Origin of the sequence: Microbacterium sp. NPDC058389 (assembly GCF_042722305.1) — a bacterium.
GTDB lineage: Bacteria > Actinomycetota > Actinomycetes > Actinomycetales > Microbacteriaceae > Microbacterium.
In genome coordinates, this window is sequence record NZ_JBHXJQ010000008.1 from 72,837 (window position 1) to 98,806 (window position 25,970).

The 25,970-nt window shown below is 71.5% G+C and carries 22 protein-coding genes; 13 read left to right on the forward strand and 9 right to left on the reverse strand.

Annotated features, from left to right (window positions below; translation table 11 throughout):
- Positions 1 to 53 precede the first annotated feature (53 nt).
- The 9 genes from ACFWJ8_RS12655 to ACFWJ8_RS12695 all read left to right on the forward strand — a co-directional run bounded on the left by ACFWJ8_RS12655 (position 54) and on the right by ACFWJ8_RS12695 (position 9,928).
- Entirely contained in the window at positions 54 to 1,742 is a 1,689-nt protein-coding gene (locus ACFWJ8_RS12655) for an ABC-F family ATP-binding cassette domain-containing protein (RefSeq protein ID WP_378811810.1), read from the forward strand.
- A gap of 97 nt (positions 1,743 to 1,839) precedes the next feature.
- Positions 1,840 to 2,958: a GuaB3 family IMP dehydrogenase-related protein gene (locus ACFWJ8_RS12660; protein WP_378812036.1), complete on the forward strand. Its 1,119-nt coding sequence runs from the start codon at positions 1,840 to 1,842 to the stop codon at positions 2,956 to 2,958.
- 179 nt (positions 2,959 to 3,137) lie between these two features.
- A complete protein-coding gene (locus ACFWJ8_RS12665) occupies positions 3,138 to 3,962 on the forward strand; it encodes an SURF1 family protein (protein WP_378812038.1) in 825 nt (274 codons plus the stop codon).
- Positions 3,963 to 3,972: 10 nt separating this feature from the next.
- Positions 3,973 to 4,473, forward strand: coding sequence for a DUF3817 domain-containing protein (locus ACFWJ8_RS12670; RefSeq protein WP_378811811.1), 501 nt, complete (start codon positions 3,973 to 3,975; stop codon positions 4,471 to 4,473).
- Positions 4,470 to 6,053: a glutamine-hydrolyzing GMP synthase gene (guaA, locus tag ACFWJ8_RS12675; RefSeq protein WP_378811813.1), complete on the forward strand. Its 1,584-nt coding sequence runs from the start codon at positions 4,470 to 4,472 to the stop codon at positions 6,051 to 6,053. Before ACFWJ8_RS12670 ends, guaA begins: the two co-directional genes overlap by 4 nt.
- A gap of 73 nt (positions 6,054 to 6,126) precedes the next feature.
- Positions 6,127 to 7,512, forward strand: a complete 1,386-nt coding sequence (locus ACFWJ8_RS12680) for a glycosyltransferase (protein WP_378811814.1) — start codon at positions 6,127 to 6,129, stop codon at positions 7,510 to 7,512.
- Positions 7,513 to 7,618: 106 nt separating this feature from the next.
- Positions 7,619 to 8,620, forward strand: coding sequence for a hypothetical protein (locus ACFWJ8_RS12685; RefSeq protein WP_378811815.1), 1,002 nt, complete (start codon positions 7,619 to 7,621; stop codon positions 8,618 to 8,620).
- 82 nt (positions 8,621 to 8,702) lie between these two features.
- The gene (locus ACFWJ8_RS12690) at positions 8,703 to 9,329 is read left to right on the forward strand and encodes a ClpP family protease (RefSeq protein ID WP_378811817.1); all 627 of its coding nucleotides are present in this window, start codon (positions 8,703 to 8,705) and stop codon (positions 9,327 to 9,329) included.
- Complete coding sequence (locus ACFWJ8_RS12695; protein ID WP_378811819.1) at positions 9,326 to 9,928, forward strand: ClpP family protease; 603 nt, start codon at positions 9,326 to 9,328, stop codon at positions 9,926 to 9,928. Before ACFWJ8_RS12690 ends, ACFWJ8_RS12695 begins: the two co-directional genes overlap by 4 nt.
- Positions 9,929 to 10,725: 797 nt before the next feature.
- On the opposite strand, the gene ligD is transcribed toward ACFWJ8_RS12695, so the two are convergent.
- The 8 genes from ligD to ACFWJ8_RS12735 all read right to left on the reverse strand — a co-directional run bounded on the left by ligD (position 10,726) and on the right by ACFWJ8_RS12735 (position 21,081).
- A complete protein-coding gene (ligD, locus tag ACFWJ8_RS12700; protein ID WP_378811820.1) occupies positions 10,726 to 11,979 on the reverse strand; it encodes a non-homologous end-joining DNA ligase in 1,254 nt (417 codons plus the stop codon).
- A 57-nt stretch (positions 11,980 to 12,036) separates the two neighbouring features.
- On the reverse strand, positions 12,037 to 12,375 hold the full coding sequence (locus tag ACFWJ8_RS12705) for a helix-turn-helix domain-containing protein (RefSeq protein WP_378811821.1): 339 nt from the start codon (positions 12,373 to 12,375) through the stop codon (positions 12,037 to 12,039).
- A gap of 119 nt (positions 12,376 to 12,494) precedes the next feature.
- The gene (locus ACFWJ8_RS12710; RefSeq protein WP_378811823.1) at positions 12,495 to 15,524 is read right to left on the reverse strand and encodes an alpha-mannosidase; all 3,030 of its coding nucleotides are present in this window, start codon (positions 15,522 to 15,524) and stop codon (positions 12,495 to 12,497) included.
- Positions 15,525 to 15,549: 25 nt separating this feature from the next.
- Complete coding sequence (locus ACFWJ8_RS12715; RefSeq protein ID WP_378811825.1) at positions 15,550 to 16,440, reverse strand: carbohydrate ABC transporter permease; 891 nt, start codon at positions 16,438 to 16,440, stop codon at positions 15,550 to 15,552.
- Position 16,441: 1 nt separating this feature from the next.
- Complete coding sequence (locus ACFWJ8_RS12720) at positions 16,442 to 17,377, reverse strand: carbohydrate ABC transporter permease (protein WP_378811827.1); 936 nt, start codon at positions 17,375 to 17,377, stop codon at positions 16,442 to 16,444.
- Between the two features lie 7 nt (positions 17,378 to 17,384).
- Entirely contained in the window at positions 17,385 to 18,737 is a 1,353-nt protein-coding gene (locus tag ACFWJ8_RS12725) for an extracellular solute-binding protein (RefSeq protein ID WP_378811829.1), read from the reverse strand.
- A 108-nt stretch (positions 18,738 to 18,845) separates the two neighbouring features.
- Entirely contained in the window at positions 18,846 to 20,063 is a 1,218-nt protein-coding gene (locus ACFWJ8_RS12730) for an ROK family protein (RefSeq protein WP_378811832.1), read from the reverse strand.
- A gap of 100 nt (positions 20,064 to 20,163) precedes the next feature.
- Complete coding sequence (locus ACFWJ8_RS12735) at positions 20,164 to 21,081, reverse strand: Bax inhibitor-1/YccA family protein (protein ID WP_378811834.1); 918 nt, start codon at positions 21,079 to 21,081, stop codon at positions 20,164 to 20,166.
- A 154-nt stretch (positions 21,082 to 21,235) separates the two neighbouring features.
- Between ACFWJ8_RS12735 and ACFWJ8_RS12740 the strand changes: the two genes are divergently transcribed.
- A complete protein-coding gene (locus ACFWJ8_RS12740; RefSeq protein ID WP_378811835.1) occupies positions 21,236 to 22,246 on the forward strand; it encodes a glycerophosphodiester phosphodiesterase family protein in 1,011 nt (336 codons plus the stop codon).
- Positions 22,247 to 22,292: 46 nt separating this feature from the next.
- On the opposite strand, the gene ACFWJ8_RS12745 is transcribed toward ACFWJ8_RS12740, so the two are convergent.
- Positions 22,293 to 23,027 carry a hemerythrin domain-containing protein gene (locus ACFWJ8_RS12745; RefSeq protein ID WP_378811837.1) on the reverse strand — a complete coding sequence of 245 codons (735 nt, stop codon included), beginning with the start codon at positions 23,025 to 23,027 and terminating at the stop codon, positions 22,293 to 22,295.
- 195 nt (positions 23,028 to 23,222) lie between these two features.
- Here ACFWJ8_RS12745 and ACFWJ8_RS12750 point away from each other — a divergent pair, with 195 nt between their 5' ends.
- From ACFWJ8_RS12750 to ACFWJ8_RS12760, 3 genes are all read left to right on the forward strand, one after another.
- Positions 23,223 to 23,744, forward strand: coding sequence for an SRPBCC family protein (locus tag ACFWJ8_RS12750; protein WP_378811839.1), 522 nt, complete (start codon positions 23,223 to 23,225; stop codon positions 23,742 to 23,744).
- 80 nt (positions 23,745 to 23,824) lie between these two features.
- Positions 23,825 to 24,865 carry an ABC transporter ATP-binding protein gene (locus tag ACFWJ8_RS12755; protein ID WP_378811842.1) on the forward strand — a complete coding sequence of 347 codons (1,041 nt, stop codon included), beginning with the start codon at positions 23,825 to 23,827 and terminating at the stop codon, positions 24,863 to 24,865.
- Positions 24,862 to 25,959, forward strand: a complete 1,098-nt coding sequence (locus ACFWJ8_RS12760; protein WP_378811845.1) for an ABC transporter permease — start codon at positions 24,862 to 24,864, stop codon at positions 25,957 to 25,959. Before ACFWJ8_RS12755 ends, ACFWJ8_RS12760 begins: the two co-directional genes overlap by 4 nt.
- Positions 25,960 to 25,970: the final 11 nt, after the last annotated feature.

The following is a 25,970-nucleotide window of genomic DNA, read 5'->3' on the forward strand; positions in this document are numbered from 1 at the left end:
TGGTCGGCTCCCCTTCCGGCGATGGATGCCGCATCGGAGCAGAGGGGAACCCCGTGGGTTACATCGACATCGCCGCCGTCTCGTACGCTCTGCCGGACGGCAGGCCGCTCCTCGACGAGGTCTCGTTCCGGGTGGGCGAGGGGTCGACGACGGCGCTCATCGGACAGAACGGCGCGGGCAAGACGACGCTGCTGCGGATCATCCGTGACGAGACCCCCGCATTGTCGGGCGCGGTCTCGATCGACGGCGGCCTGGGCGTCATGGACCAGTTCGTCGGCCACGGCGCGCCGGGCCAGACGGTGCACGACCTGCTCATCTCGGTCGCGCCCGACCGTGTCCGTCGAACGGCGCGCGAACTGGAGGACGCCGAGGCGGCGATCATCGAGCGCGACGACCTCGACACGCAGATGCGCTACGCCGGAGCGCTGTCCGACTACGCCGAGGCCGGCGGCTACGAGTACGAGACCGTGTGGGACACCTGTACGATCGCGGCGCTCGGCATCCCGTTCGCGCGCGCTCGCTATCGCGAGCTGACGACGCTGTCGGGCGGCGAGCAGAAGCGGCTCGCGCTGGAGGCGCTGCTGCGCGGCCCCGACCAGGTGCTGCTGCTGGACGAGCCCGACAACTACCTCGACGTGCCGGGCAAGCGGTGGCTCGAGGAGCGGCTGCGTGAGACACCGAAGACGGTGCTGCTGGTCTCGCACGACCGCGAGCTGCTGGCACGCGCGGCCGACCGCATCGTGACGCTGGAGGCGGGTGGCGCGGGCAGTACGGCGTGGGTGCACGGCGGCGGCTTCGGCACGTACCACCAGGCGCGTGACGATCGCATGGCGAGGCTCGACGAGCTGCGCCGGCGCTGGGACGAGCAGCACGCGAAGCTCAAGGAGCTCGTCGCCGCCCTCAAGGTGAAGGCCGCCGCCAACGACGGCTTCGCGTCCCGCTACCGGGCCGCCCAGACGCGGCTGCGGATGTTCGAGGACGCGGGGCCCCCGCTGGAGCGCCCGAAGGAGCAGGACCTGGACGTGCGGCTGCGCGGGGCGCGCACCGGCCGTCGCGCCGTGGTCGCCGAGCAGCTCGAGCTCACCGGTCTCATGAAACCGTTCGACGTCGAGGTGTGGTTCGGCGACCGCGTCGCGGTGCTGGGCTCGAACGGGTCGGGCAAGTCGCACTTCCTGCGGCTGCTCGCCCGTGGTGGCACCGATCCCGACGGACGGCTGGGGCACCTCACCACCACCGGTGCGGCACTCGAGCCGGTCGGTCACGAGGGGCGTGCGATCCTCGGCGCCCGCGTGGTGCCGGGCTGGTTCGCGCAGACCCACCGGCACCCCGAGTTCGACGGCCGCACGCTGCTGGACATCCTGCATCGCGGCGAGGACGCCCGGACCGGGCTCCCGCGCGACGCCGCGTCGAGCGCGCTCGACCGCTACGGACTCGTCGCGCAGGCCGAGCAGCGGTTCGACACCCTGTCGGGCGGCCAGCAGGCGCGGTTCCAGATCCTGCTGCTGGAGCTCTCGGGCGCGACGCTCCTGCTCCTCGACGAGCCGACCGACAACCTCGACCTCGTCTCGGCCGAGGCGCTGCAGGACGCGCTCGCCCGGTTCGAGGGCACGGTGCTGGCCGTCACGCACGACCGGTGGCTCGCGAAGTCGTTCGACCGGTTCCTCGTGTTCGGCTCCGACGGCCGCGTCGTCGAGTCCGACGCCCCGGTGTGGGACGAGACGCGCGTCGTCCGCGCCCGCTGAGAAGACGAGGGGATGCCGCCGGCCGCGCTCGGCGGCATCCCCTCGCTCCGCGGGATCGGGTGGCCCCGAGGGCGACGGGTAGGCTGGACCTGTGAGCATGGACATCGAACTCGGCCGGGCCAAGCGCGCGCGTCGCGCCTACACGTTCGACGACATCGCGGTGGTGCCGTCGAGGCGCACGCGCAACCCTGAGGACGTCTCGACGACGTGGACGATCGACGCGTTCAGCTTCGACATCCCGGTGCTGGGCGCCCCGATGGACTCGGTGGTGAGCCCGCGCACGGCGATCATGCTGGGGCAGCTCGGCGGACTGGGCGTCCTCGACCTCGAGGGGCTGTGGACGCGCTACGACGACCCGGAGCCGCTGCTCGCCGAGATCGCCGGTCTCGAGAAGGCCGCCGCGACCCGCCGTATGCAGGAGCTGTACTCCGAGCCGATCAAGCCCGAGCTGGTGCGTGACCGCCTCGCCGAGATCCGCGCGGCCGGTGTGACCGTCGCCGGCTCGCTCACCCCGCAGCGCACGCAGGAGCTCTACGAGACCGTCGTCGCCGCCGGCGTCGACCTGTTCGTGATCCGCGGCACCACGGTTTCGGCCGAGCACGTGTCGAGCGTCGACCAGCCCCTCAACCTCAAGAAGTTCATCTACGACCTCGACGTCCCCGTGATCGTCGGCGGTGCGTCGACCTACACCGCCGCGCTGCACCTGATGCGCACGGGGGCTGCCGGCGTGCTCGTCGGGTTCGGCGGGGGAGCGGCGTCGACGACCCGCGCCACGCTGGGCCTGCACGCCCCGATGGCCACGGCCGTCGCTGACGTCGCCGGAGCGCGCCGCGACTACCTCGACGAGTCGGGCGGACGCTACGTGCACGTCATCGCCGACGGCGGCGTGGGCACGTCGGGAGACATCGTCAAGGCGATCGCGATGGGCGCCGACGCCGTCATGCTGGGCGTCGCGCTCGCGCGCGCGACGGACGCCCCGGGCCACGGCTACCACTGGGGCCCCGAGGCGCACCACGCCAAGCTGCCCCGCGGCAAGCGCGTCAAGGTCGACCAGGTCGCGTCGCTCGAAGAGATCCTCTACGGCCCCGCGCCCGTCGCCGACGGCACCGCGAACATCATCGGGGCGCTGCGCAAGTCGATGGCGACGACCGGGTACTCCGACCTCAAGGAGTTCCAGCGCGTCGAGGTCGTCGTCGCCCCGTACGCCGCGGGATGAGCGACCCGGACGACGACCCCCGCTCGTTGAGCGAGCGAGGAACGAGCGAGACGAAACGCCCCGATCGGTCGGGCGACGCCGACGGCCGAAGCGTTTCGCCTGCGGGCGCCGGAGCGCCCTCCGCTCAACGACCGGAAGAAGGCAAGACGGAGGTGTTTCCGCCGACCCTGCGCGAGGTCATGGTGCGGCCGCGCTGGATCGGCATGCTGCTGCTGTGCCTCCTGGTCGCGGGGGTGTTCGCGTGGCTCGGGCAGTGGCAGCTCGCCCGCGCCGTCCAGGTGAACCCCAACCCTCCGGGGGCCACCGAAGAGGTGCGCCCGATCGGCGACGTGGCGCAGCCGGGCGAGTACCTCAACGACCCACTGGTCGGTCAGCGCGTCGAGGCGACCGGCACGTGGGTCGCCGGCGACTTCCTCGTCGTGGAGTCGCGCTACAACGACGGCGTCGAGGGCTACTGGGTGACCGGTCAGCTGCGCCTCGACGACGGTGAGACCGATGTCGCGGGGCCGGTGTCGGTGGCTGTCGCGCTGGGCTGGGCGGAGACCGAGGATGCCGCCCACGCGGCCGTCGAGAGACTCGAGGCCGAGGCATCCGATGCCGAGCCGATCGACGTGACCGGCCGCCTGATCGCCGACGAAGGCCCGGTGCTGCCACCGCACGGCGCCGACCCGCAGACGATGACGCGCATGTCGCCGGCCGCGCTGCTCGGACGCTGGCACGACGTCGAAGAGCTCAGCGTCTACCGTCCGTACATCGCGTCGACCGATGCGCTCGGCGGTCTGGACGCCATCTCGTCGCCGGCGCCCGAAGAGGGCTCGACCGTCAACTGGCTGAACATCTTCTACGCGGTCGAGTGGGCGGTCTTCGCGGGCTTCGCGTTCTACCTCTGGTATCGCCTCGCGAAGGACGCCTGGGAGAAGGAGATCGAGGACCTCGCCGACGACGACACCGACCCCGAGCCCGGCGGCGGACCGCCCGGCGGGGGCGCGGCGGCGCGCGGGTAGACTGGGGGTCATGCCCCGCGCCCCGAAGCTCGCTTCCTTTCCGGCGATCCGCGGAGCCCTGAAGTTTTACCAGATCTGCTCGATCATCACGGGCACCATGCTGTTGCTGCTGGTCGCCGAGATGATCGTCAAGTACGTCGTCGGCTACGAGCTGTTCCTCGGCGGATCAGGCGGCTTCCTGTGGTTCGCGCCCGTCGTCGAGACCGCCTCCGGCCTGGAGTCCACCGGCGACGGGTTCAACCTGTCGCTCGGTATCCTGGTCGCGCACGGCTGGTTCTACGTCGTCTACCTCATCTCGTGCTTCCGCGTGTGGAGCCTCATGCGCTGGAACCTCGGGCGCCTCGCGATGCTCGCCGCGGGCGGCATCGTGCCGCTGCTGTCGTTCTTCATGGAGGCCCGCGTCGCCCGCGACGTGAAGTCCTACCTCGCTCAGCGCGAGGCAGATGAACTGCACTCGCGCGCCGAGCACTCGTCCCTCACTCACGCCATCCCTACGGAGAACAAGCGTTGACCGAACAATCTGAGACCGACCAGCGTCCGGTACTCGTCGTCGACTTCGGCGCGCAGTACGCCCAGCTGATCGCCCGCCGCGTCCGCGAGGCCGGCGTGTACAGCGAGATCGTGCCGCACACCGCGACGGCCGCAGACATCGCGGCGAAGAACCCCGTCGGCATCATCCTCTCGGGCGGTCCGTCGTCTGTGTACGAAGAGGGAGCGCCCGCGCTCGACTCCGGCGTGTTCGACCTCGGCGTGCCGACGCTCGGCATCTGCTACGGCTTCCAGGTCATGGCGCAGGCGCTCGGCGGCGAGGTGGCGAACACCGGGCTGCGCGAGTACGGCGCGACGGATGCCGCGGTCACGGGTGACGGCGGCGTGCTGCTGGGCGGCCAGCCGGTCGAGCAGAACGTGTGGATGAGCCACGGCGACCAGGTCGCGAAGGCTCCCGCGGGCTTCGAGGTGCTCGCCTCGACCGGTGCGACGCCGGTGGCCGCGTTCGGGAGCGACGAGCGCCGGCTGTACGGCGTGCAGTGGCATCCCGAGGTCAAGCACTCGGACTACGGCCAGAACGTCATCGAGAACTTCCTGCACAAGGCGGCCGGGCTGCCCGCCGACTGGAACAGCGGCAACGTCATCGCCGAGCAGGTCGAGAAGATCCGCGCCCAGGTGGGCACCGGCCGTGTGCTGTCGGCGCTGTCGGGCGGCGTCGACTCGGCCGTCTCGACTGCGCTCGTGCACAAGGCCGTCGGCGACCAGCTCGTCGCGGTGTTCGTGGACCACGGGCTCCTCCGCAAGGGTGAGCGCGAGCAGGTCGAGCAGGATTACGTCGCCTCGACGGGTGTGCGCCTGGTCACGGTCGACGCCCGCGAGACGTTCCTCAACGCCCTGGCCGGTGTGAGCGACCCCGAGCAGAAGCGCAAGATCATCGGCCGCGAGTTCATCCGCGCGTTCGAGAAGGTGCAGGCCGACCTCGTGGCCGAGGCGGCCGCCGAGGGTGAGCCGATCAGCTTCCTCGTGCAGGGCACGCTGTACCCCGACGTCGTCGAGTCCGGCGGCGGCACCGGCACCGCGAACATCAAGTCGCACCACAACGTCGGCGGCCTGCCGGAGGACCTGCAGTTCGAGCTCGTTGAGCCGCTGCGCACCCTGTTCAAGGACGAGGTGCGCGCGATCGGCCGCGAGCTGGGGCTTCCCGAGGTCATCGTGGCCCGTCAGCCGTTTCCGGGCCCCGGCCTCGGCATCCGGATCGTGGGTGAGGTCACCGCTGACCGTCTCGAGATTCTGCGCGATGCCGACGCCATCGCCCGCGAGGAGCTGACCAAGGCGGGACTGGACGGCGAGATCTGGCAGTGCCCGGTCGTGCTGCTGGCCGACGTGCGCTCGGTGGGCGTGCAGGGCGACGGCCGCACCTACGGCCACCCGATCGTGCTGCGCCCCGTCTCGTCCGAGGACGCCATGACCGCCGACTGGACGCGCCTGCCCTACGACGTGCTGTCGAAGATCTCGAACCGCATCACCAACGAGGTGCGCGAGATCAACCGCGTCGTCCTCGATGTCACGTCGAAGCCCCCGGGGACCATCGAGTGGGAGTGATCTGAATGGATGCCGCAAGCCTGGCTTGCGGCATCCATTCGTTCCGGCACGCGTCGCAGGGGAGGATGGACGGGTGAGCTCTGACGCGCAGCTGCCCGACGCCGACTACGTGCTGCTCGGCAGCCGGATCGCCCTCGGGCTCGACGGCGGGTTCGCCGTCGCGGTGCCGGCGAGGCTGCGCCTGCTGGAGGCCGCGGGAGCGCGCGAGCCGCTCATGCTGAGCGTCGACGGCCAGGCGCCCGAGGCTCATGCGGCGCAGCGGCAGGCCTTCGTCGACGGCGGGCACGTGCCCGACGCGTCGCGCGTGCGCAACCTGTTCGACGAACTGCTGACGGGTGGCGACCGGCTCGCGCGGGCGGGCCGGCCGGGCGAGCCGACACCGGGAGTCGCCTACCGGACGGTGCGGGATGCCGCCGGCCGGGCGATCGCGGAGCTCCCGGTGTTCGAAGACGACCCGCAGTGGCACCTGCGCGACGCGAACGTCGTCGTGCACGCGGCGGACGGGGACCGCGTGCTGCGCGGGTTCCGCGGACTCTACATCGCGTGGCTGGAGGCGATCGCCGACGAGCGCCGTGCGGTCGCCGGCGACCCGGAGCGCCTCTTCGTCGTCGTGTGCGAGTCGCGGCAGATCGGCGAGGCGCTCGTCGGGTGGGACGACCCGCGCGTGCGGCTCGTGCACACGATCCACAACTCGCACCTGCCGGCGCCGCACGACGACCCGTCGGCGCCCGTGACCGGACTGTGGGAGCGCTGGCTGCGCACCCTCGACACCTACGACGCCGTGGTGTGGCCCACGGCCGCGCAGCGCGACGAGATCGCGGAGCGCTTCGGCGACCCGGGCACGTTCCACGTCGTGCCGAACACGATCGAGCCGGCCGAGGAACCGGCGGTGGCGGCACCGCGTGACCCGCATCGCGTCGTCATGCTCAACCGGCTCGCGCCGCAGAAGCGCGTAGACCTCGCCGTGCGGGCGTGGCCCGCCGTCGTCGCCGCCGTGCCCGACGCCCACCTCGACGTGTACGGCGACGGCCCGCTGCGCGACGAGCTGCAAGCGCTCGTCGACGAGCTCGGCGTGACGGCATCCGTCACCCTCCACGGTGCGACGTCCGAGCGGGATGCCGCCTTCGACCAGTCGTCCGTCTTCCTCACGTCGACCGCGTTCGAGGGGCAGGGTCTGTCGATCGCCGAGGCGCTCGCCCGCGGGCTGCCGGTGGTGTCCACCGATGTGCGCTATGGGCCGCGGGAGGCGGTCGGCGATGCCGGTGTGCTGGTCCCGCCGGGCGACGTCGACGCGCTCGCCGGAGCGCTGATCGACCTGCTGCGGGACGACGCGCGGCGCGCCGAGCTCTCGGCGCACGCTCGCGCGGTCGCGGCGGCCTTCACACCCGAGGCGGTGCAGCCGGCGTTGGTCGCCGCGCTGCGCGCCGCGACCGAGCGGCCCTCGCGCCGCGCGCGCTGATCCGACCCCGACGGGCGGTTAGGATGACGCCACCGCCTCGACGCGTCGACGATGACGTCGAGCCCGCCGACGGCACCCGCGACCGACCAGAAAGGCCGATCACCGGATGGAACCTGACCCACCCGTCCCCGTCGACGATGCGGACGACGCGGTTCCCGCGGACCCGCCCAGGAGTCCCGATCCGACGGCCGTGGCGACGGCGCTGCCCGAGGGCCCTCGGCGGCGCTCCCGGGGTGCGACCGTCGCGATCTGGATCCTCGGGGTGGCGCTCGCACTCGCCGTCGCGGCGTGCGCGTGGGGTGCGGTGCAGTTCGTCCTCGCACAGGACCGCATCTCCGAACAGCAGGACCGGATCCGCGAGCAGCAGGACGAGATCGAGCAGCAGAAGGAGCTGATCGAGAAGAAGGAGACCTTCGGCGCCGCGATGTCGGGGCTGATGGACACCGCGGCCCGCTTCGACGGCGTGCTCATGGCGTCGGTCGTTCCGTGGGACGCCTACGAGTCCTTCGCCCATCGTGGCTGGACGCATCGGTGGGACGCGACCGCGATGAACCGCGACATCGAGCAGGTCGACGCTGCGCGTGCGGACCTCGAAGCGGCGCTGAGCGCTGCCGACGCCGAGGCGGCGTCGAACGCCACCGGCACCGCCTACGAGTCCGTCATCGACCGGCTCGGCCGCGGGTTCGTCCGGTCGATCGTCGACGAGCAGTTCTGCGGCACCGGTGACGACGGCATCCTGGGATGCGTCGCCGAGGACGACCCGTACCTCGTGCACTTCGACGCCGTCGGCAACGGCGAGCCCTTCATGACGGACGAGCTGCGCATCGGGGTGGCGTACCACGAGTTCGCGCACGTGCTGCAGTTCACGAACCCCGAGGCCACGGCGGCCGCACTGCCGGCCTTCGGCGGCGACGACGAGTTCATGGCCGACTGCTTCGCGCTGACGTTCCTCGACGGATGGAAGCTCGACCACCGCGTCTGGGTCAGCTCGTACGAGTACTGGGACGTCAGCGTCGGCTACGGCCGCAGCTGCGACGCCGCGCAGCAGCAGGCGGTCCGCGACTGGTACGGGCAGCTGGGCGTCCGCCTTCAGGAGGTGTCGAGCTAGGGTCGCCGCCGATCCGCCGTGGGCAGAGCCGCCGGGAGCGGAAAGGGATGCCGCAACCCGGCGCCGCGCGCAGGCTGGGGTCATGGCAGACGAAGGCAAGATCCCCCAGTTCGGGGCCGAGGCGCGGCGCGAGCTGTTCCAGCAGCGCGTGCTCGTGCTCGACGGCCCGCTCGACGACGACAACGGCACGCTGCTCGCGACGCAGCTGCTCGCCCTGGCGGCCCAGGACGAGACGGCGGACATCGCGCTGTGGATCCATTCGCCCGGCGGCTCCGTGCCGTCGATGCTCGCGATCCGCGACGTGATGCGCCTCATCCCCAACGACGTCTCGACGCTCGCGCTCGGCCTCGCGTGCAGCGCGGGCCAGTTCCTGCTGTCGGCGGGAACTCCGGGCAAACGGCGCGCGCTGCCGCACGCGCGCATCCTCATGCACCAGGGTTCGGCGGGCATCGGCGGCTCCGCCGTCGACGTCGAGGTGCAGGCCGACGACCTCCGCTTCACGCGTGACACCGTGCTCGGCATCGTGTCGCACGACACCGGGCAGCCGATCGACCGCATCTTCGAGGACTCGCTCCACGACCGCTGGTACACCGCCGAGCAGGCGCGCGACTACGGGTTCATCGACGCCATCGTCGACGACTTCGCCCAGGTCGTGCCGCGACGCCGACGACCGGCGGGACTCGGAGTCGGGGCGGAGGTCGCGGCATGAGCGGGTACACGATCCCCAACGTCGTCGCACAGCATCCCAGGGGCGACCGCATCATGGACGTCTACTCGCACCTGCTCGCCGAGCGGGTCGTGTACCTCGGCACGGGCATCGACGCGGGCGTCGCGAACGCGCTGATCGCGCAGCTGCTGCACCTCGACGCCGACAGCCCCGAACGCGACATCCAGCTCTACATCAACTGCGAGGGCGGCGACCCGTCGGCGATGCTCGCCGTGTACGACACGATGCAGCACGTGCGGCCAGACGTCGCCACCACCGTCGTCGGCCAGGCGATCGGCGTCGGGGCGATCATGCTCGCCGCCGGCGCCGCCGGGAAGCGCTCGGTGCTTCCGCACGCGCGCGTCGTGCTGCACCAGCCTGCAGGGCAGGGCAGGGGCGCGATCCCCGACCTCATCCTGCAGGCCGACGAGCTGGTGCGCGTGCGTGGCGAGGTCGAGGAGATCCTCGCGCGCCACACCGGCAAGGAGGCCGCGCAGCTGCGCGCCGACACCGACCGTGACCGCGTCTTCACCGCCTCCGACGCCGTCGCCTACGGCCTTGCCGACCACGTGCTGGAGCGGGCGCCCTCGTTCGCCGCCTGATGCAGCCGGGGTCGCCGGGATGGCCCGGGTTGCGCTTCGTCTCGCTCGTTCCTCGCTCGCTCAGCGTCCGGGATCGGGGTGGTGGGTCGCCGGCCGTCCGGGATCAGGCAGTGCCCCCGGTCGCTGAGCGAGCGCTAGCGAGACGAAGCGTGGTGCAGGAGCCGGGGTCGCCGGGGTTGCGCTTCGTCTCGCTCGTTCGTCGCTTGCTCAGCGTGCGGGGTCGGGGTGGTGGGTCGCCGGGCGTCCGGGATCAGGCAGTGCCCCCGGTCGCTGAGCGAGCGCCAGCGAGACGAAGCGTGGTGCAGGAGCCGGGATGGCCCGGGTCGCGCTTCGTCGCGCTCGTTCCTCGCTTGCTCAGCGTGCGGGATCGGGGTGGTGGGTCGCCGGCCGTCCGGGATCAGGCAGTGCCCCCGGTCGCTGAGCGAGCGCCAGCGAGACGAAGCGTGGTGCAGGAGCTGGGGGCGCCGGGATGGCCCGGGTTGCGCTTCGTCTCGCTCCTTCGTCGCTCGCTCAGCGGGCGGGATCGGGGTGACGCCAGCGAGACGAAGCGTGGTGCAGGAGCCGGGATGGCCCGGGTTGCGCTTCGTCTCGCTCGTTCGTCGCTGCTCAGCGTGCGGGATCGGGGTGATGGCGCGGACGCGGCCGTCCGGGATCAGGCAGTGCCCCCGGTCGCTGAGCGAGCGCCAGCGAGACGAAGCGTGGTGCAGGAGCCGGGGTCGCCGGGATGGCCCGGGTTGCGCTCCATCGTCGCGCTCGTTCCTCGCTCGCTCAGCGTCCGGGGTCGCGCCGCAGCTCCCTCAACCGCCGCCGGAGCCTGGGGCGCCCGGCCAGACCTTGCCCTCCCAGGGGTCGTAGTCGGCGATCAGCTCCTCCTGCGGCGGGCGTTCGTCCTCGGCCACGTGCTGCAGGTTGACGCGCACCCGGTACCACAGCGAGCTCGAGCCGCGCATCCCGTCGATCAGCACGTCGGCGGGGTGCAGCTGCGCGTTCGCCGCGGGGTACCGGCGCATCCACTGCTCCAGCGCCGCGATCGACTCGGACTTCGTCTTGGTGCGGGCGATCTCGATGAGGGGCATGGTGGATTGCCGGCGGCCGTCGGCGCCGCCGGCGCGCGGCGGCTTCTCGGCGGGGCCGAGCTCGTCTGCCAGGCGCAGCAGCCCGTCGAGCGTGCCGACGGTCTCGTCGATACCGGTGTGCGGGTCGCCGACCTCGGCGTACCGCGCGGGGACCGTCAGCACCGTGAACTCCTCGGGCCGGCGCGAGCGCACCTCGTCCCAGCCGAGCGGCGTCGACACGCGCGCGTCGGGCAGCGGCCGGATCGAGTAGGCGGATGCCACGGTCCGGTCCTTCGCGTTCTGGTTGAAGTCGACGAACACGCTCTCGCCGCGCTCCTCCTTCCACCACTGCGCTGTCGCCAGGCCGGGGGCCCGGTTCGCGACCTCGCGGGCGAGCGTCTCGGCGGCCAGGCGCACCTGGCGGAAGTCCCACCGGGGTGCGATCCGGACGAGGATGTGGATGCCGCGAGACCCGCTGGTCTTCGGCCAGCCGACGAGTCCCACGTCGTCGAGCACCTCGCGCGCGACGAAGGCGACGTCGACGATCTGCGACCAGTCGACGCCGGGCATCGGGTCGAGGTCGATCCGCAGCTCGTCGGGATGGTCGAGGTCCTCCGCGCGCACCGGGTGGGGGTTCAGGTCGAGGCAGCCGAGGTTGACGATCCACGCGAGGCCGGCGGCATCCCGGATCACGGCCTCTTCGGCCGACGTGCCGCGGGCGTAGTGCAGGGTCGCCGTATCGATGAACCCGGGGTGGTTCTCGGGGACGCGCTTCTGGAAGAACGGCTCGGCGTCGATGCCCTTCGGGAAGCGCTTGAGGACCATGGGCCTGCCGCCGGCACCGCGCAGGGCGCCGTCGGCGACCGACAGGTAGTAGCGCACGATGTCGAGCTTGGTGACACCGGGTTCGGGGAACACGATCTTCGTCGGGCTCGAGATGCGCACCTCGTGCCCGCCGATGTCGAGGATCTCGGCCTCTGCCTTTGCGGGGGTCACCCGGCCCACGCTAGCGACGCCTCGCGACATCGACCAGGGGGCACGCGCCCGACGCGGTCAGGCGGCGAGGGCGAACATGGTGCGGCAGCCGACGGCGCTGCGCTCCGCGGCACGGGAGCGCAGGTCGTCGACGACGCCGGTCGTCAGCTCGATGAGCGTCACGTCGAGGGCGCCGGCCACGGCGGCGATCATCTCGCTCGACGGCTCCTTGAGCCCCCGCTCGATCTCGGAGAGGTACTGCGGAGACACCCCGGCGCGGTCGGCCGTGTCGGCCAGCCGCTCGCCGCGCTCGTGCCGCAGGCGTCGCAGCCGGTCGCCGAGGGCGTCGCGCCACAGCGGCTCGGGGTCGCGGCGGGGCCGCGCGGGCTTCGTCGGCAGCGTGATGATCTCGGCCATGGCGTCACGATAGAACGGGATGCCGCCGCCCGGCGACCCGTTCCGCCCACAGCAGAACGGCCGCCCGGACACCGGGCGGCCGTTCTGTGCGACGCTGCGGGATCAGTCCGCGATCCCCCTCACGCGCGGGTGAACCGCAGCGTCACGATCTGGAACGGGCGCAGGTCGAGGCGCACGGCGCCGCCCTCGACGACCACCCCGTCGGCAGGCACCTCCCGCTCCAGCAGGTCGACCTGCCGCGCTGCGACGACAGCGAAGCCCGGGGTGAGCGTGGCGTGGGCACGCACGCCCAGCGCCTCGTACAGGCGCACGACGACATCGCCGCTGCCGTCCTCGGCGAGCTTCACGGCCTCGACGACCACACCCGGCCGGTCGACCGCGACGAGCGGCTCGATGGCCTCGGCCGCGGCGTCGGCGACGCGCCGGTCGGGCAGGTTGATGCGGTAGCCCTCGGTCACCGCCTGCGCCACGTCGGCGCCGACGACGAGCCCGACCCGGAGCGCGTGGGCGCCCTGGTCCTGGGTCGGGTCGGGGAACAGCGCCGCGCGGATGAGCGACAGGCGTGCGATCGTGATGGTGCCGCCGCGCTCGTCGCGCTGTTCCCGCGTGATGTCGTGCCCGTACGTCGAGTCGTTCACCACCGCGACGCCGAAGTCCGGCTCGGCGACGCGGATCCACCGGTGCGCGACGGTCTCGAAGCGGGCGGCATCCCACGACGTGTTCGTGTGAGTCGGACGCTCGATGTGGCCGAACTGGATCTCCGACGCGGCGCGGTCCGTGTGCAGGTCGAGCGGGAACGCGAGCTTCAGCAGCTTCTGCTTCTCGTGCCAGTCCAGCTCGAACGCGAACGACACCACGCGCGAGCCCTCGGCGAGGCTGATGCGCTCGACCACGGTGGATCCGCCGAACCGCCGCTCGACGACGACCGCCGACCCCTCGACCCCGATCGAGGCGGTCTCGGTGAGATCGCGCACGGTGTTGCGGTAGTGCACGTCGACGTCCCACGCGTCCCACTGCGTGGGGGTGTCGCGGTGCAGCTGCAGCAGGCCCGCGGCACGGCCGGGCGGCACGACCTCGCGTCCCGACGCGACGTCGACGGCCGATACCACGAGCCCACGCTCGTCGATCGTCGCGCGCACGATGCCGTTGTCGAGCACCCACCCGGTGCCCGCGGCGACAGGGGCGACGTCGGCGGATCCGGCGTCCGGCCCTGCGCCCAGTGCGATCACACCGCCGCGGTCGTGCGGCGCGGCGTTGGCGACCAGCGTGCGGTCGCCGGACCCCGCGAGCGCTCGAAGGCTGTCGCCGATGATCTCTTCGAGCTCCTGCGCCACCCACGCGTAGTTGCGCTCGGCGTCCTGGTACACCCACGCGATCGACGAGCCGGGCAGGATGTCGTGGAACTGCTGCAGCAGCACCGTCTCCCAGGCGCGCTGGATCCGCTCGGCCGGATACGGGATGCCGCACCGCACACTCGCCGTCGCCGCCCACAGCTCCGCCTCTCGCAGCAGGTGCTCGCTGCGCCGGTTGCCCTGCTTCGTGTTGAGCTGGCTGGTGTACGTGCCGCGGTGGAACTCGAGGTAGAGCTCTCCCGACCACACCTCGGGGTGCGGGTACTCGGCCTCCGCCGTCTCGAAGAACCGACGCGGCGTGCTGTGCTCGACGCGCGGCGATCCCTCCAGCGATCCGGTGCGCGCGACGGCGGCCGTCATCTCGCGGGTGGGTCCGCCGCCGCCGTCGCCGTAGCCGTAGGGGAGGAGCGACACCGTGCCGCGGCCCTTGTCGGCGAAGTTGCGCTCCGCGTGGGCGAGTTCGTCGGCCGTGACGCGCGAGTTGTACGTGTCGACGGGCGGGAAGTGCGTGAACAGGCGCGTGCCGTCGATGCCCTCCCACAGGAACGTGTGGTGCGGCATCCGGTTCGTCTCGTTCCACGAGATCTTCTGCGTCAGGAACCAGCGCGCCCCCGCGGCCTTCGCGATCTGCGGCAGCGCGCCCGAGTAGCCGAACGAGTCGGGCAGCCACACCTCGGGGGTGTCGAGGTCGAACTCGCGCAGGAAGAACGACTTGCCCGCGACGAACTGGCGCGCCATCGCCTCGGAGCCGGGCATGTTCGTGTCGGACTCGACCCACATGCTGCCGACGGGGATGAACCGGCCCTCCTTGACCCGCGCCCGGATGCGCTCGAACAGGTCGGGGTACACCTCTTTGATCCACGCGTACTGCTGCGCGCTGGAGGCGACGAACACGAAGTCGGGGTCCTCGTCCATGAGCGACAGCACGTTGGAGAATGTCCGCGACACCTTGCGGACGGTCTCGCGCACCGGCCACAGCCACGCCGAGTCGATGTGCGCGTGGCCCACGGCGTGCAGCGTGTGGGCGGACGCCGCCGCGGGACTCGCGAGCACCGGCGCGAGCACGGCACGGCCGGCGGCCGCGGTCCCGGCGACGTCGTCGGGGTCGACGGTGTCGATCATGCGCTCGAGCGCGAGAAGGATGTCGGCCCGTCGCGGTGACCCCTCGTCGAGCTCGCCGGCGAGGCCCCGCAGTGCGAGCGTGTCGGCGAGCAGGTCGGCGACCTCGAGGTCGCGCAGCCGCACGTCCAGGTGCCGCAGTGTGTAGATCGGGTCGGTGCCCGCGGTCGCGCGGTCGCCGACCGGCGTCGGAGCGAAGGTGAAGAGGCTCCCCACGTCGGGGTTCGAGGCCGCCTCGATGTACACGTCGATGACGCCCGCCGCATCGACGGCCTCGGCCACGGCGTTGTTGAGCGGCTCGATGCCGCGCACCGGGTTGCCCTCGGTGCTCCACACCATGGCCTCGCACTGGAAGCCGGGCTGCCCCTGCGTGAACCCGAGATCGACGACGATCTCGGGGCGCGTGCGCGGCGGCAGCGCGCCGCCCGCGTCGCGCCATTCCGCGGGCACGGCGCCCTGGACGCGGAACCACGTGGTGCCCCACGGGCGGCCCCACAGGTCGCCGGTCGCGATGGGGGTGTACGAGCCCGCCGCGGCGGTGTCGAACGGGACGGGCTCGTCGGCGGCATCCCATCGGGTCGCCTGCAGGGGAGCCGACGCGCGGTACACGTGCGGTCGGAGCCGCTCGGCGACGAAGCGGTCGACGCGAAGACGGGCGAGGGAGGAACGGTCGTGCATGCCTGTGCTTTCAGATGAGCGGGCGTCAGCCCTTGACGGAGCCGGCGAGTGCGAACGACGCGCCGGAGAGCTTCTGGACGATGACGTACAGCACCACCATCGGCGCCGCGTACAGCACCGAGTAGGCGGCGAGCTGGCCGTAGGCGATGGTGCCGTACTGTCCGAAGAAGTTGAAGATCGAGACGGCAGCGGGGAACTTGCTCGACGTGAACAGCAGCACGAACGGGACGAAGAAGTTCCCCCACGCGCCCGTGAACACGAAGATGAACACCACGCCGATGCCCGGCCGCATGAGCGGCACGACGATGCGCGCGAGCGCCTGCATGGATCCCGCACCGTCGACCCACGCCGCCTCTTCGAGCGAGATGGGCACCGAGTCCATGAAGTTCTTGAGCATCCAGATGGCCATCGGCAGCGACGTCGCCGCCATGAAGAGGATCACGCCCCACGTCGAGTCGAGCAGTCCGAACGACACGAACAGCGCGTAGACGGGCACCATCATGGCCGTCAGCGGCAGACCGGTGCCGAACAGGATCGCGTACATGAACGGCTTCTGGTACCGCGCGTTGTAGCGCGACAGCGGGTACGCGGCCAGCAGCGCCACCACGACGGTGATGAGCGCCGTGCCGAGCGAGATCACGATGGAGTTCAGCAGCGGCTGCCACGCGAGCTCCCACGTCATGACGTCGGTGTAGTTGGCGAGCGTCCACGTCTCGGGAAGCCGCATCGACACCGTGGCGTCGCCGTCGAACGACGCGAACACGACCCACAGCAGCGGGACGAGGAACAGCAGCCCGATCAGGGCGAGGAGGATGGATGCCGTCGCCGTGTGCGTCCGCTTGCGCGGTGCCGACACGCTCAGGGAGCGGCGCTCGGTGACGATGGTGCGGGTCTCGGTCGCGGTCTGGGTGGCCATGTCAGTCGACCTCCGGCTTGAGGGCGCGGATGTAGACGATCGAGAACACCGCGCCGATGAGGAGGGTCACGGTGGCGATCGCGGTGCCGTAGCCGACCTGCGCGAACTTGAACGCCTCCTGGTAGGCGAGCACGGGCAGCGTCGCCGACGACGAGCCCGGGCCGCCGCCGGTCATGACCCAGATGAGGGTGAACACGCCGAGCGTCTGCAGCGTGGTGAGCAGCAGGTTGGTCGAGATCGACCGGCGGATCACCGGCAGGGTGACACGCGTGAAGCGCTGCCAGGCCGTGGCTCCGTCGATGGTCGCCGCCTCCATGAGGTCGGGCGGCACCTCCGAGAGCGCGGCGTTGTAGACCATCATCGAGAACGCGGTGCCGCGCCAGATGTTCGCGAGGATCACCGACAGCATGGGGAAGTAAAAGAGCCACGCGGTGTGCTCGAGGCCGAACCAGCCGAGGACGGCGTTGAGCGTGCCGTCCTTGGCGAAGAAGGCGTACATCGCGAACGCGGCCACGATCTCGGGCAGCACCCAGGCGAGCACGACGACGCCGCTGACGAGCGACTTCAGGGGCTTGACCGAGCTGCGCACGAGCACGGCCAGCAGCATCCCGAGCACGTTCTGGCCGATGACGGCGGACGCGAGCACGAAGACGACCGTGAGCACGAACGAGTTCCAGAACTCGGCCGAGCCGAACAGCTCGACGTAGTTCTCGAGTCCGATGAACTGGGGGTTCGCCGCGCGCGGGCCGGTCAGGGCGCGATCGGTGAGCGATCCGTACAGCGAGTAGACGATCGGTCCGAGCATGAACGCGGCCAGCATGAGCACGGCCGGGACCAGCGGCAGGAGTCGTGAGAGCGAGCGGCCGGGGCGGCGCCGCGACCGGGAAGGGGTTCCCCGGTCGCGGCCCGCCAGGCCGTCGGCGATGACGGCTGTCATGTGCGGATCAGCCGGCCTGCGTGTTCTTCTCGCCGACGATGCCGATGAGCGCGTCGTCGTACGTCTTCTGTGCGTCCTCCGGCGACGCCTGACCGGTGATCACCGACTCGGTCGCGACGGGGATGTTCGACGAGATCTGCGAGTAGTCGGGCGTGGCCGGCCGGAAGTGCGTGTAGGCCACGAGCGACGAGAAGAACTCGAACGACGCGTTGTAGTCGAGGTACTCCTGGCTGGATGCCACATCCGACCGCACCGCGATCTGCCCGGCCTCCTCGTGGTACGTGAGCGCGTTCTCGGGCGTCAACGCCTGGGCGATGAAGTCGAACGCGGCCTGCGGGTCGGACGCGTGGGCGCCGACCGCGAGGGTCCAGCCGCCCGACATCGAGACGAACCCGTCGCCGCCGCCGTCCTGGGTCGGCATGGCGGCGAGGCCGAGCGTGTCGTTCCACTCGGGCCATTCGTTGTCGCCCGCGATCCATCCGCTCGGCAGCCACGAGCCGTCGATCGCGATGGCCAGCTTGCCCTGCGGGAGCAGCTCGTTCTGCACCTTCGAGCCCCACGCTGCGTCCAGCGCGTCGGCCGGGTCGGGCGCGAGGCCCTCCTCGAAAGCGGTCTGGTAGAACGTCAGCGCGTCGAGGAAGCCGGCGGATCCGGTGACCCACTTGTTCGACGACGTGTCCATCAGCTGGTCGTCGGTGCCGTACAGCAGCATCTCGAAGCCCTGCATCGACGTCGCCTCGCCCTGCGCCTTGCCGGCGTAGATGTTCAGCGGCGTGACGTCGGGGCTGGACTCCTTCACGGCACGCGCCGCGTCGAGGATGTCGTCCCACGACTCGGGCTGCCAGTCGGCGGGGAGCCCGGCGGCCTGGATCAGCTCCTTGTTGAAGTAGATGCCGCGCGTGTCGGTGCCGAGCGAGACGCCGTAGGTCTTGCCGTCGTCGCCGAGGCCGGCCTGCTTGGCGCCGTCGTCGTAGAGGCTCCAGTCGTCCCAGTCCGCGAGGTAGTCGTCGATGGGCTGCAGGTACCCGGCGGCGGCGTCGGAGCGGATCTGGAACGTGTCTTCGTAGATGACGTCGGGCGCCGTGTCGGCCGAGCCGTTCATCAGCGCCAGCTTGGTGAAGTACTGGTCCTGCTCGGCCTCGATGGGGACGAGCTCCACCTTGCGGTCGGGGTACTCCTTCTCGTACTCGCCCTTGACCGTCTTCATCAGCTCGTCCATCGCCGTGAACGACGCGGTCTTCTGGTACGCGATGCGCAGGGTGTCGCCGTCTGCGCCTGAATCGCCGCCCGCGCAGCCGGTCAGCCCGATGGTCAGGCCGCCGATCGCAAGGACGCCGAGCCCGATGACCGATCTCTTCATGAAAGCTCCTTTGCTCACTCTGGGGGTGTGCGCAACCTCGCGCCAGGTGTTATTCAAACATGTTTAATAAATGTGTCAAGGGTCGATTTCGCACGGTGGCGGTCCGCGTCAGGAGAGACCGATCATGAGGTCCGAGGCGCGTGCGGTGAACGCGCCGTCGAGGACCAGCGATGCCGCACCCGCGGCGGCAAGGTCGGTGCCGAGTCTCGCCTCACGCAGCATGAGCGGCCGCGTCGTGGTGATCTGCGCAACGGCGGGGAGGGCGAGATCGATCCCGGGCCGCAGCGCGTGGCCGAGCCGGCTCCACACCGGGCCGCCGATCACGAACGTCCCCGCATCGAGGAGGTTGTTCAGCAGCACGATCGCGCGGGCGAAGGTCTCCGCGGCCCGATCGCGCACCTCGAGGGCTCGGCGGTCGCCGTCCGCGATGCGCGCCCGCAGCTCGTCGATCGCGCCCCATACCGCCGTGGGCGCGATGACGGGCGACGGGGTGACGCCCGCGTCGAAGAGCAGCCGCTCGGGCGCCACCGAGACACCCAGGCACCCGCGCTGCCCGCACAGGCACTCGGGCCCGCCCGGCTCGACGAGCAGATGGCCGATGTCGCCGGCGTTGCCGGTCCGGCCCCGCACGGCCTCGCCGTCGACGGCCATGCCGAGACCGACGCCCGCGCCGTAGTACACCAGCGCGGCGTCGTCGAGGGTGTGATCGGCCTCGGCCCACAGCTCGCCCACCATGGCGGCGACGACGTCCTTCTCGACGACGACCGGGTGGGCGGTGGCCTCGGCGAGCAGGTCGCGCAGGCGCGTGTGGTGCCAGGTCGGCAGCAGCGGGGGCGTCAGCACGGTGCCGGCGTCGTGGTCGATGGGGCCGGGCGCGGCGACGCCGATGCCGAGCACCCGGTCCAGCGGCACATCCGCGGACCGCAGCAGCGCGTTCGCGTCACGGGCGAGCGCCGCAATCAGCTCGGCGGCGTCAGCGTCGTCGGCCGGCGGCCGCTCCATGTGCGCGACGATGCCGCCCGAGAGGTCGACGACGACGAACGTGTCGACCGACGGATCGAGGTGGATGCCGACGGCATACCGCGCGGTGCGGTTGAGCTGCAGCGGCGTGCGAGGCTTCCCGGGGCCCGCCACGACCCGGTCGCCCTCGACCACGAATCCTTCCGCGGCGAGCCGGCGGGCGACGTTGCCCAGGGTCTGCGCCGACAGCCCGGTGCGGGCGGCGAGCTCGATGCGGCTGAGGCCGGACGGCGACCGCCGGATCAGGTCGAGCACGAGGGTCTGGTTGTACGTGCCGACCGCCGGCATGTTCGAACCGCGCTTCATCGTGCCCCTCCCGCCCGTCTCAGCGCAGGTTACCCGCAGAGTGCCCGGGAACGCGAAGAGGCCGCCCGGGTGTCCGGGCGGCCTCTTCGGGAATGCGTCGCTAGTTGTTCCGCGCGATCGCGAGGATGCGCAGGATCTCGATGTACAGCCAGACGACCGTGACCATGATGCCGAAGCCGCCGAGCCAGCCGTACTGGCGCGGGGCGCCGTTGCGCACGCCCTGCTGGATGTTGTCGAAGTCGAGCACCAGCGAGTACGCCGCCATGATGACGACGAAGATGCCGATGAGGATGCCCCACGGGATGCCGAACGGGCCCTTGGCGCTCAGCATGCCGAACGCGCCACCGGCGATCGGGACGTTGAAGAGCATCAGCATGATGTTCACGAGCGAGAACACCAGGTAGCCCACCATCGCGATGAGGAAGACCTTGGTGGCACGCTTCGAGGCGCGGATCTTGCCGCTGGCGAACAGCGCCAGGGTCACGCCGACCACCGCGAGGGTCGCGAGCGTGGCCTGCAGGACGATGCCGTGGTAGATGTACTCGAAGAACGCCGAGATCGCGCCGACGAAGAGGCCCTCGAACGCCGCATAGCCGAAGATCAGCGCGGGGCGGATCTTCTTGCGCGACGTGAAGATGACGACCATCGACAGGACGAAGCCGCCGAGCGCGCCGAGGATCCACGGGAGGACCGACGGCTGCGGGTTCAGGGCGGTGACGCCGGCCATCGTCCAGACCCAGCCGACCGCGGCGAACACGAGGAGGACGGCGAAGAGGCCGACCGTCTTCCAGATGGTGTCCTCGTACGACATGCGGCCCGTCTCGACGGCGCCGGCGGCGGGAGCCGCGTACATGCCCTCGAGCTGTGCCTGCGCGGCGGCGTCCGTGGTCGTGTGCTGCGCGGTGGCGTACTGGGTCTGCGCACCCAGGTTGCCTGCCTGCGCACCCCCGGGGTAGGTCTGAACGGCCTTCGGGTCCTGGAAGGCCGGGTTGTTGAACGCGGGGTTGTTGAGGGCCACTGCTCTCACACTCCAATGTCAAGGATTCCCAGCACGGTGCTGTTGATCAACACTAACCGAACGGGGGCCCCGGAGGTCAGGAGCCTGCTGTGAGTGGTCCATGAAGGGATGCCGCCCGCGCCGGTCGTTCGCGAGCCCGGGCTAGCCTGGTGCGATGCCGCGCCGGACTCCGCTCGTCATCGGTCATCGTGGGGCGCCCGGGTATCGACCCGAGCATTCCCGTTCGTCCTACGCCCTCGCGTTCGAGCTGGGGGTGGATGCGGTCGAACCCGATGTCGTGGTCTCGCGCGACGGGGTGCTGGTGGTGCGGCACGAGAACGAGATCTCGGGAACCACCGACGTCGCCGAGCGCCCCGAGTTCGCCGACCGCCGCACGACCAAGACGGTGGACGGCAACGCGCTCACCGGGTGGTTCACCGAGGACTTCACGTGGGAGGAGCTCTCGAGGCTGCACTGTCGTGAGCGCATCGCCGATGTGCGGCCCTCGAGCGCGACCTTCGACGGCGAGCAGACCGTGCTGCGGCTGCGGGACGTCCTCGACGCGGCACGTGAGGCGTCGCTGGAGCAGGGCCGCGAGATCGGCGTCGTGCTGGAGATCAAGCATGCGACGTATTTCGCCTCGCTCGGCTGGGACGTCGCCGCCCTCGTCGAGGCGGAGCTCCGCGAGGCCGGGTGGGGTGCGGGCCAATGGCCGCTGATCGTCGAGTCGTTCGAGTCGACGGTGCTCCTGGCGCTCAAGGAACGCGGCATCCCGGCGTCCTACGTCTATCTGCTCGAGGCCGCGGGCCGTCCGTTCGACCTCGCCGCCGCGCAGGGCAAGGCGGCGCCGACCTATGCGCACACCGCGTCGCCGGCGGGGCTCGACGCGCTGGTCGGGCGGGTGGACGGCATCAGCGTCGACAAGCGCATGATCCTCGCCCCCGATCGCCTCGGCCGCACCAGCGGGCCGTCGCCGGTCGTCGCCGACGCGCACGCACGGGGGCTGCGGGTCTTCACGTGGACCTGCCGCCCCGAGAACCGCTTCCTGATCGGGCAGTTCCGCACGCGCGGCGGTCCGTCCGAGTTCGGCGACTGGGAGGGGGAGTGGTCGGTGATCCGGGATGCCGGCGTCGACGGCGTCTTCGTCGACCACCCCGATCTCGGGGTCGCGTTCTTCCGGTCCTGATCGCGCGGGGCGGCTCACGCCGCGGCACGGAGCGCACGGCCAGGCGTCAGGACATCGCAGGAACCGGGCGGTCGGGATACAGCTCGTGCATCGCCCGGTCGTACCGTCGCTTCATCAGCAGCAGGTAGATCAGCCGGATCGGCGCCGGGACGTTGGCGCGATACCACTCGTCGCGCTCCGCCTCCGGGACGCTGGCCAGGAGAAGGCCGAGCTGCAGAGACATCACGTCGCCCGGCAGCTCCTTGCGGTGGGCCATGAGCACCGCCCTCGTGTGCGTCTCGAGCTCGTCCCACTCCTTCTGGGTCAGCACCGCTCCGGCCACAGGAAGGATGTCGTCCTCCTCCTGGCCGAGATGCGCGAACAGGGTGTCGCGCAGAGCCTCGATGTCGCCCGCGAACGCGTCGCGCAGGGCAGGATCGGCGGTGGAGACCCAGGGCGCCAGCTGCGGTTCGATGTGCTCCAGGCGGGCGGCGACGTCCTTGTGCTGCGCGCGAAGCCGATCCACATGCGCGACGCATCCCGGGTCGCGCGCGGCGAGCCGGTCGAAGAGGATCGTGTCCTCGGTCTCGTGATGCAGGTGGAGCGCGAAGAAGTCGAGCTTCGCGTAGTCTCCGACCAGTGCGGCGCGGGTGGAGTCGCCCGGCTCGACTTCGCGGATGAGCTGCGGCAGCTCACGGTACAGCCAGCGGAAGATGCGATGCACGAGAATCAGTCCGGACGTATCGCACCCCGGGGCCCGGCCCTCGGGCAGCGCCCCCGATGACGGCAGCTTCTCAGCCATCTCGACCTCGCTCCCGCCGCGGCTCCTCGTGAGACGACGCGCGCCGCGGCGAACAGCCGTATGGTACACCCGGGGGCCGCGCGGCGTCCGGGCCTGCACGGCGCTGCGTTGCGCGCCACCGGAGCCGAGTCGTACGCTCGCGACGAGGGGATGGCGCTGGGGAGCGGCGGGGGTGCTGGTCCGGGGGTGAGGCGCATGGGCGCATCGCAAGGCAGCTGGGAGCGTCGCGTCGTCGTGGAGGCGACGATCACCCATCCGGTGGAGGCGGTGTTCCCATACCTCGCCGACCCGACGAGATGGCACGCCTTCGCGCCGGCGGTCGTCTTCCGCGAGCAGATCGACGACGGTCCCCCCTGCGTCGGCACGCGGTGGCGTGCCACCGACCGCATCGGACCCTTCCGCGCCCACTTCATCGATCGGCTGGCGCTGCTCGACGAGAACCGGCGCGTGGTGTGGATCTCGTCTGCACCCTGGAACTCGCGTGTCGAATATGCGTGCCGACCCGCCGGCACGGTGACGCACATCCGCGCCGAATACGTCGGCGACTTGAGCGGCGCGCTGCGCTGGCAGGCCGGATGGCTGCCCGGGTGGGCGACGCACTGGATCCTCGCCCAGGACTTCCGCCGACTGGATCGCGTGCTGACCCGGCAAGCGCAGGGCGCCCTGCGATGGCGGCGGAATCACGCGCCGTCCGAAGGTGCGCTCCCGGTGGGGTGAGCGCGCGGAGGATCCGGCCCGCCGGCACGCCTCGGGCGACGGTCCACGGTCGCGTCGGCGCGCCCCGCTAGGGTGACCCCATGACCACGCCTGGCACCGCTGCCGCACCGCCCGAGCCCGCCGGCGAGCCCGGCATCGTGGTGGAGGGCGTCCGACGCGCGTTCGGCCCGGTGCAGGCGGTGCGCAGCGTGTCGCTCCACGCCCGCGCAGGCCGGGTCACCGGCCTCGTCGGCCCCAACGGCTCCGGCAAGACGACGCTGCTGCTGATGCTCGCGTCGCTGCTCGCGCCCGACGCCGGTGTCATCCGCATCGACGGCATCGACCCGGTCGCGGACCCGCAGGCCGCTCGCGCCCGGCTCGGCTGGATGCCCGACGCCCTCGGCGCGTGGAACGCGCTCAGCTCACGCGAGACGCTCGCGGTGACCGCCCGGCTGTACGGGATGCCGAAGGCCGAGGCATCCGCGCGCGCCGATGCGCTGCTGGCCGACGTGGGGCTGGTCGAACTCGCGGACGCACCCGCGCGGGTGCTGTCGCGCGGGCAGAAGCAGCGGCTCGGCCTCGCCCGCGCGCTGGTGCACGACCCCCGCGTGCTGCTGCTGGACGAACCCGCGTCGGGCCTCGACCCGCAGGCGCGCATCGAGCTGCGCGGGCTGCTGCGGCGCTTCGCCGCCGAGGGCCGCACGGTGCTCGTGTCGAGCCATATCCTCTCCGAGCTCGAGGAGGTCGTCGACGACGCCGTGTTCCTGCTGGCCGGCGCCACCGTCGATCCCGCCCGCGTCGAGGCGGCCGCGCGCCGCGCCCGGCCGTGGCGCGTGCGTCTCGCGACCGTCGAGGGTGCGGCCGCCGTCGAGCGCGTCGCCGCGGCGCTCGGGATGCCGGTCGAGGCCGTCGGCGTCGACCGGCGCGATGTCGTGGTGTCGTTCGAGACGGACGAGGACGCGGCCGCGGCGCTGCGCGACCTCGTCGCGAAGGGGCTGGACGTGGTCGAGTTCGCCGCGGCGCAGGGGTCGCTCGAGCGCACGTTCCTCGACCTGGGCGACGGGCGCCCGCCGCAGGTGCCGCCTCCGCCGCCGGCATCCCCACCTCCGGCCGTCGCCGACGAGAGCGGGGCGACATCATGAGCGGGCAGCGATTGGGCACCATCATCGGGCTCGAGCTGACGCAGCGCACCCGCAGCGTCGCCTGGTACGTGCTCCTCGGGGTGTTCGCCCTGCTGCTCATGATCGTGACCGGGCTGTCGTTCCTCGCGTGGGGGTCGGTCCCGGAGCCCGGCGGCGCGATCTCGTCGACCATCGTCTACATCACGCTGCTGCTGATCGTGCTGGTGTCGCCGACGCTCAGCGGCAACGCGATCAACGGGGATCGGGATGCCGCGACCCTCGCGCCGGTGCAGGTCACGCTCGCGACGACCGCCGAGATCCTCCTCGGCAAGGTGCTCGCGGCCTGGATCACGGGCCTCGCGTTCGTCGCGGTCGCGCTGCCGTTCCTCGTGGTGGCGACGCTCGCCGGCGGCGGCAGCCCGTCGACGATCACGGTGTCGCTGCTGGTGCTCGTGTTCGAGGTGGGGATCATCGCGGCGATCGGGGTCGCACTGTCGGGCATCCTGTCGCGCCCGCTGTTCTCGGTCGCCACGACGTATCTCGTCGTGATGGCGCTCGTCGTGGGCACGGTCATCGCCTTCGCGCTCGTCGGGTTCACGGTCCGCTCCGAGGTGACGACGCACTACCGCTCGCTCGACTACGGCGACTACACGGGCGACAGCTACCCGTGCGCGCCCGGCGAGACGCCCAGCGACATGAACCCGTGCGACGACGACGTCGAGCTGTCGTGCGGCGAGTGGACGACCTCGACGTACGAGGTGCCGCGGTTCGACCACGTGTGGTGGCTGCTGGCGGCGAACCCGTTCGTGATCCTGGCGGATGCGACACCCACCGAGTTCGGGCCGGAAGGGTACCCGCGCGACCTGTTCGGCCAGATCAAGTACGGCGTGCGGGCGGCCCAGCAGGCCCCCGAGCTCGAGACCCGGTACGACGACTGCGCGCCGTACCAGCAGGGCGACCAGCCGTCCCCGCGGGAGGTCGTCGACCAGTCGACGCCGAGCTGGTTCGTCGGCATGACGCTGCAGCTGCTGCTGGCCGCCGGCCTGCTGTGGTGGGCGTGGGCGCGCACGCGCACACCGGCAGGCCGGCTGCCGTCCGGCACGCGCATCGCGTAGCTCCGGCCGCC

Excerpts from the sequence above, each read along its gene's own strand:
- ACFWJ8_RS12660 (WP_378812036.1), top strand. The coding sequence starts at position 1,840 with ATGGACATCGAACTCGGCCGGGCCAAGCGCGCGCGTCGCGCCTACACG.
- ACFWJ8_RS12670 (WP_378811811.1), top strand. The coding sequence starts at position 3,973 with ATGCCCCGCGCCCCGAAGCTCGCTTCCTTTCCGGCGATCCGCGGAGCC.
- ACFWJ8_RS12690 (WP_378811817.1), top strand. The coding sequence starts at position 8,703 with ATGGCAGACGAAGGCAAGATCCCCCAGTTCGGGGCCGAGGCGCGGCGC.
- ACFWJ8_RS12755 (WP_378811842.1), top strand. The coding sequence starts at position 23,825 with ATGACCACGCCTGGCACCGCTGCCGCACCGCCCGAGCCCGCCGGCGAG.
- ACFWJ8_RS12750 (WP_378811839.1), top strand. The coding sequence starts at position 23,223 with ATGGGCGCATCGCAAGGCAGCTGGGAGCGTCGCGTCGTCGTGGAGGCG.
- ACFWJ8_RS12665 (WP_378812038.1), top strand. The coding sequence starts at position 3,138 with ATGGTGCGGCCGCGCTGGATCGGCATGCTGCTGCTGTGCCTCCTGGTC.
- ACFWJ8_RS12745 (WP_378811837.1), bottom strand. The coding sequence starts at position 23,027 with ATGGCTGAGAAGCTGCCGTCATCGGGGGCGCTGCCCGAGGGCCGGGCC.
- ACFWJ8_RS12685 (WP_378811815.1), top strand. The coding sequence starts at position 7,619 with ATGGAACCTGACCCACCCGTCCCCGTCGACGATGCGGACGACGCGGTT.
- ACFWJ8_RS12730 (WP_378811832.1), bottom strand. The coding sequence starts at position 20,063 with ATGAAGCGCGGTTCGAACATGCCGGCGGTCGGCACGTACAACCAGACC.
- ACFWJ8_RS12725 (WP_378811829.1), bottom strand. The coding sequence starts at position 18,737 with ATGAAGAGATCGGTCATCGGGCTCGGCGTCCTTGCGATCGGCGGCCTG.
- ACFWJ8_RS12760 (WP_378811845.1), top strand. The coding sequence starts at position 24,862 with ATGAGCGGGCAGCGATTGGGCACCATCATCGGGCTCGAGCTGACGCAG.
- ACFWJ8_RS12715 (WP_378811825.1), bottom strand. The coding sequence starts at position 16,440 with ATGGCCACCCAGACCGCGACCGAGACCCGCACCATCGTCACCGAGCGC.
- ACFWJ8_RS12705 (WP_378811821.1), bottom strand. The coding sequence starts at position 12,375 with ATGGCCGAGATCATCACGCTGCCGACGAAGCCCGCGCGGCCCCGCCGC.
- ACFWJ8_RS12740 (WP_378811835.1), top strand. The coding sequence starts at position 21,236 with ATGCCGCGCCGGACTCCGCTCGTCATCGGTCATCGTGGGGCGCCCGGG.
- ACFWJ8_RS12710 (WP_378811823.1), bottom strand. The coding sequence starts at position 15,524 with ATGCACGACCGTTCCTCCCTCGCCCGTCTTCGCGTCGACCGCTTCGTC.
- ACFWJ8_RS12695 (WP_378811819.1), top strand. The coding sequence starts at position 9,326 with ATGAGCGGGTACACGATCCCCAACGTCGTCGCACAGCATCCCAGGGGC.
- ACFWJ8_RS12720 (WP_378811827.1), bottom strand. The coding sequence starts at position 17,377 with ATGACAGCCGTCATCGCCGACGGCCTGGCGGGCCGCGACCGGGGAACC.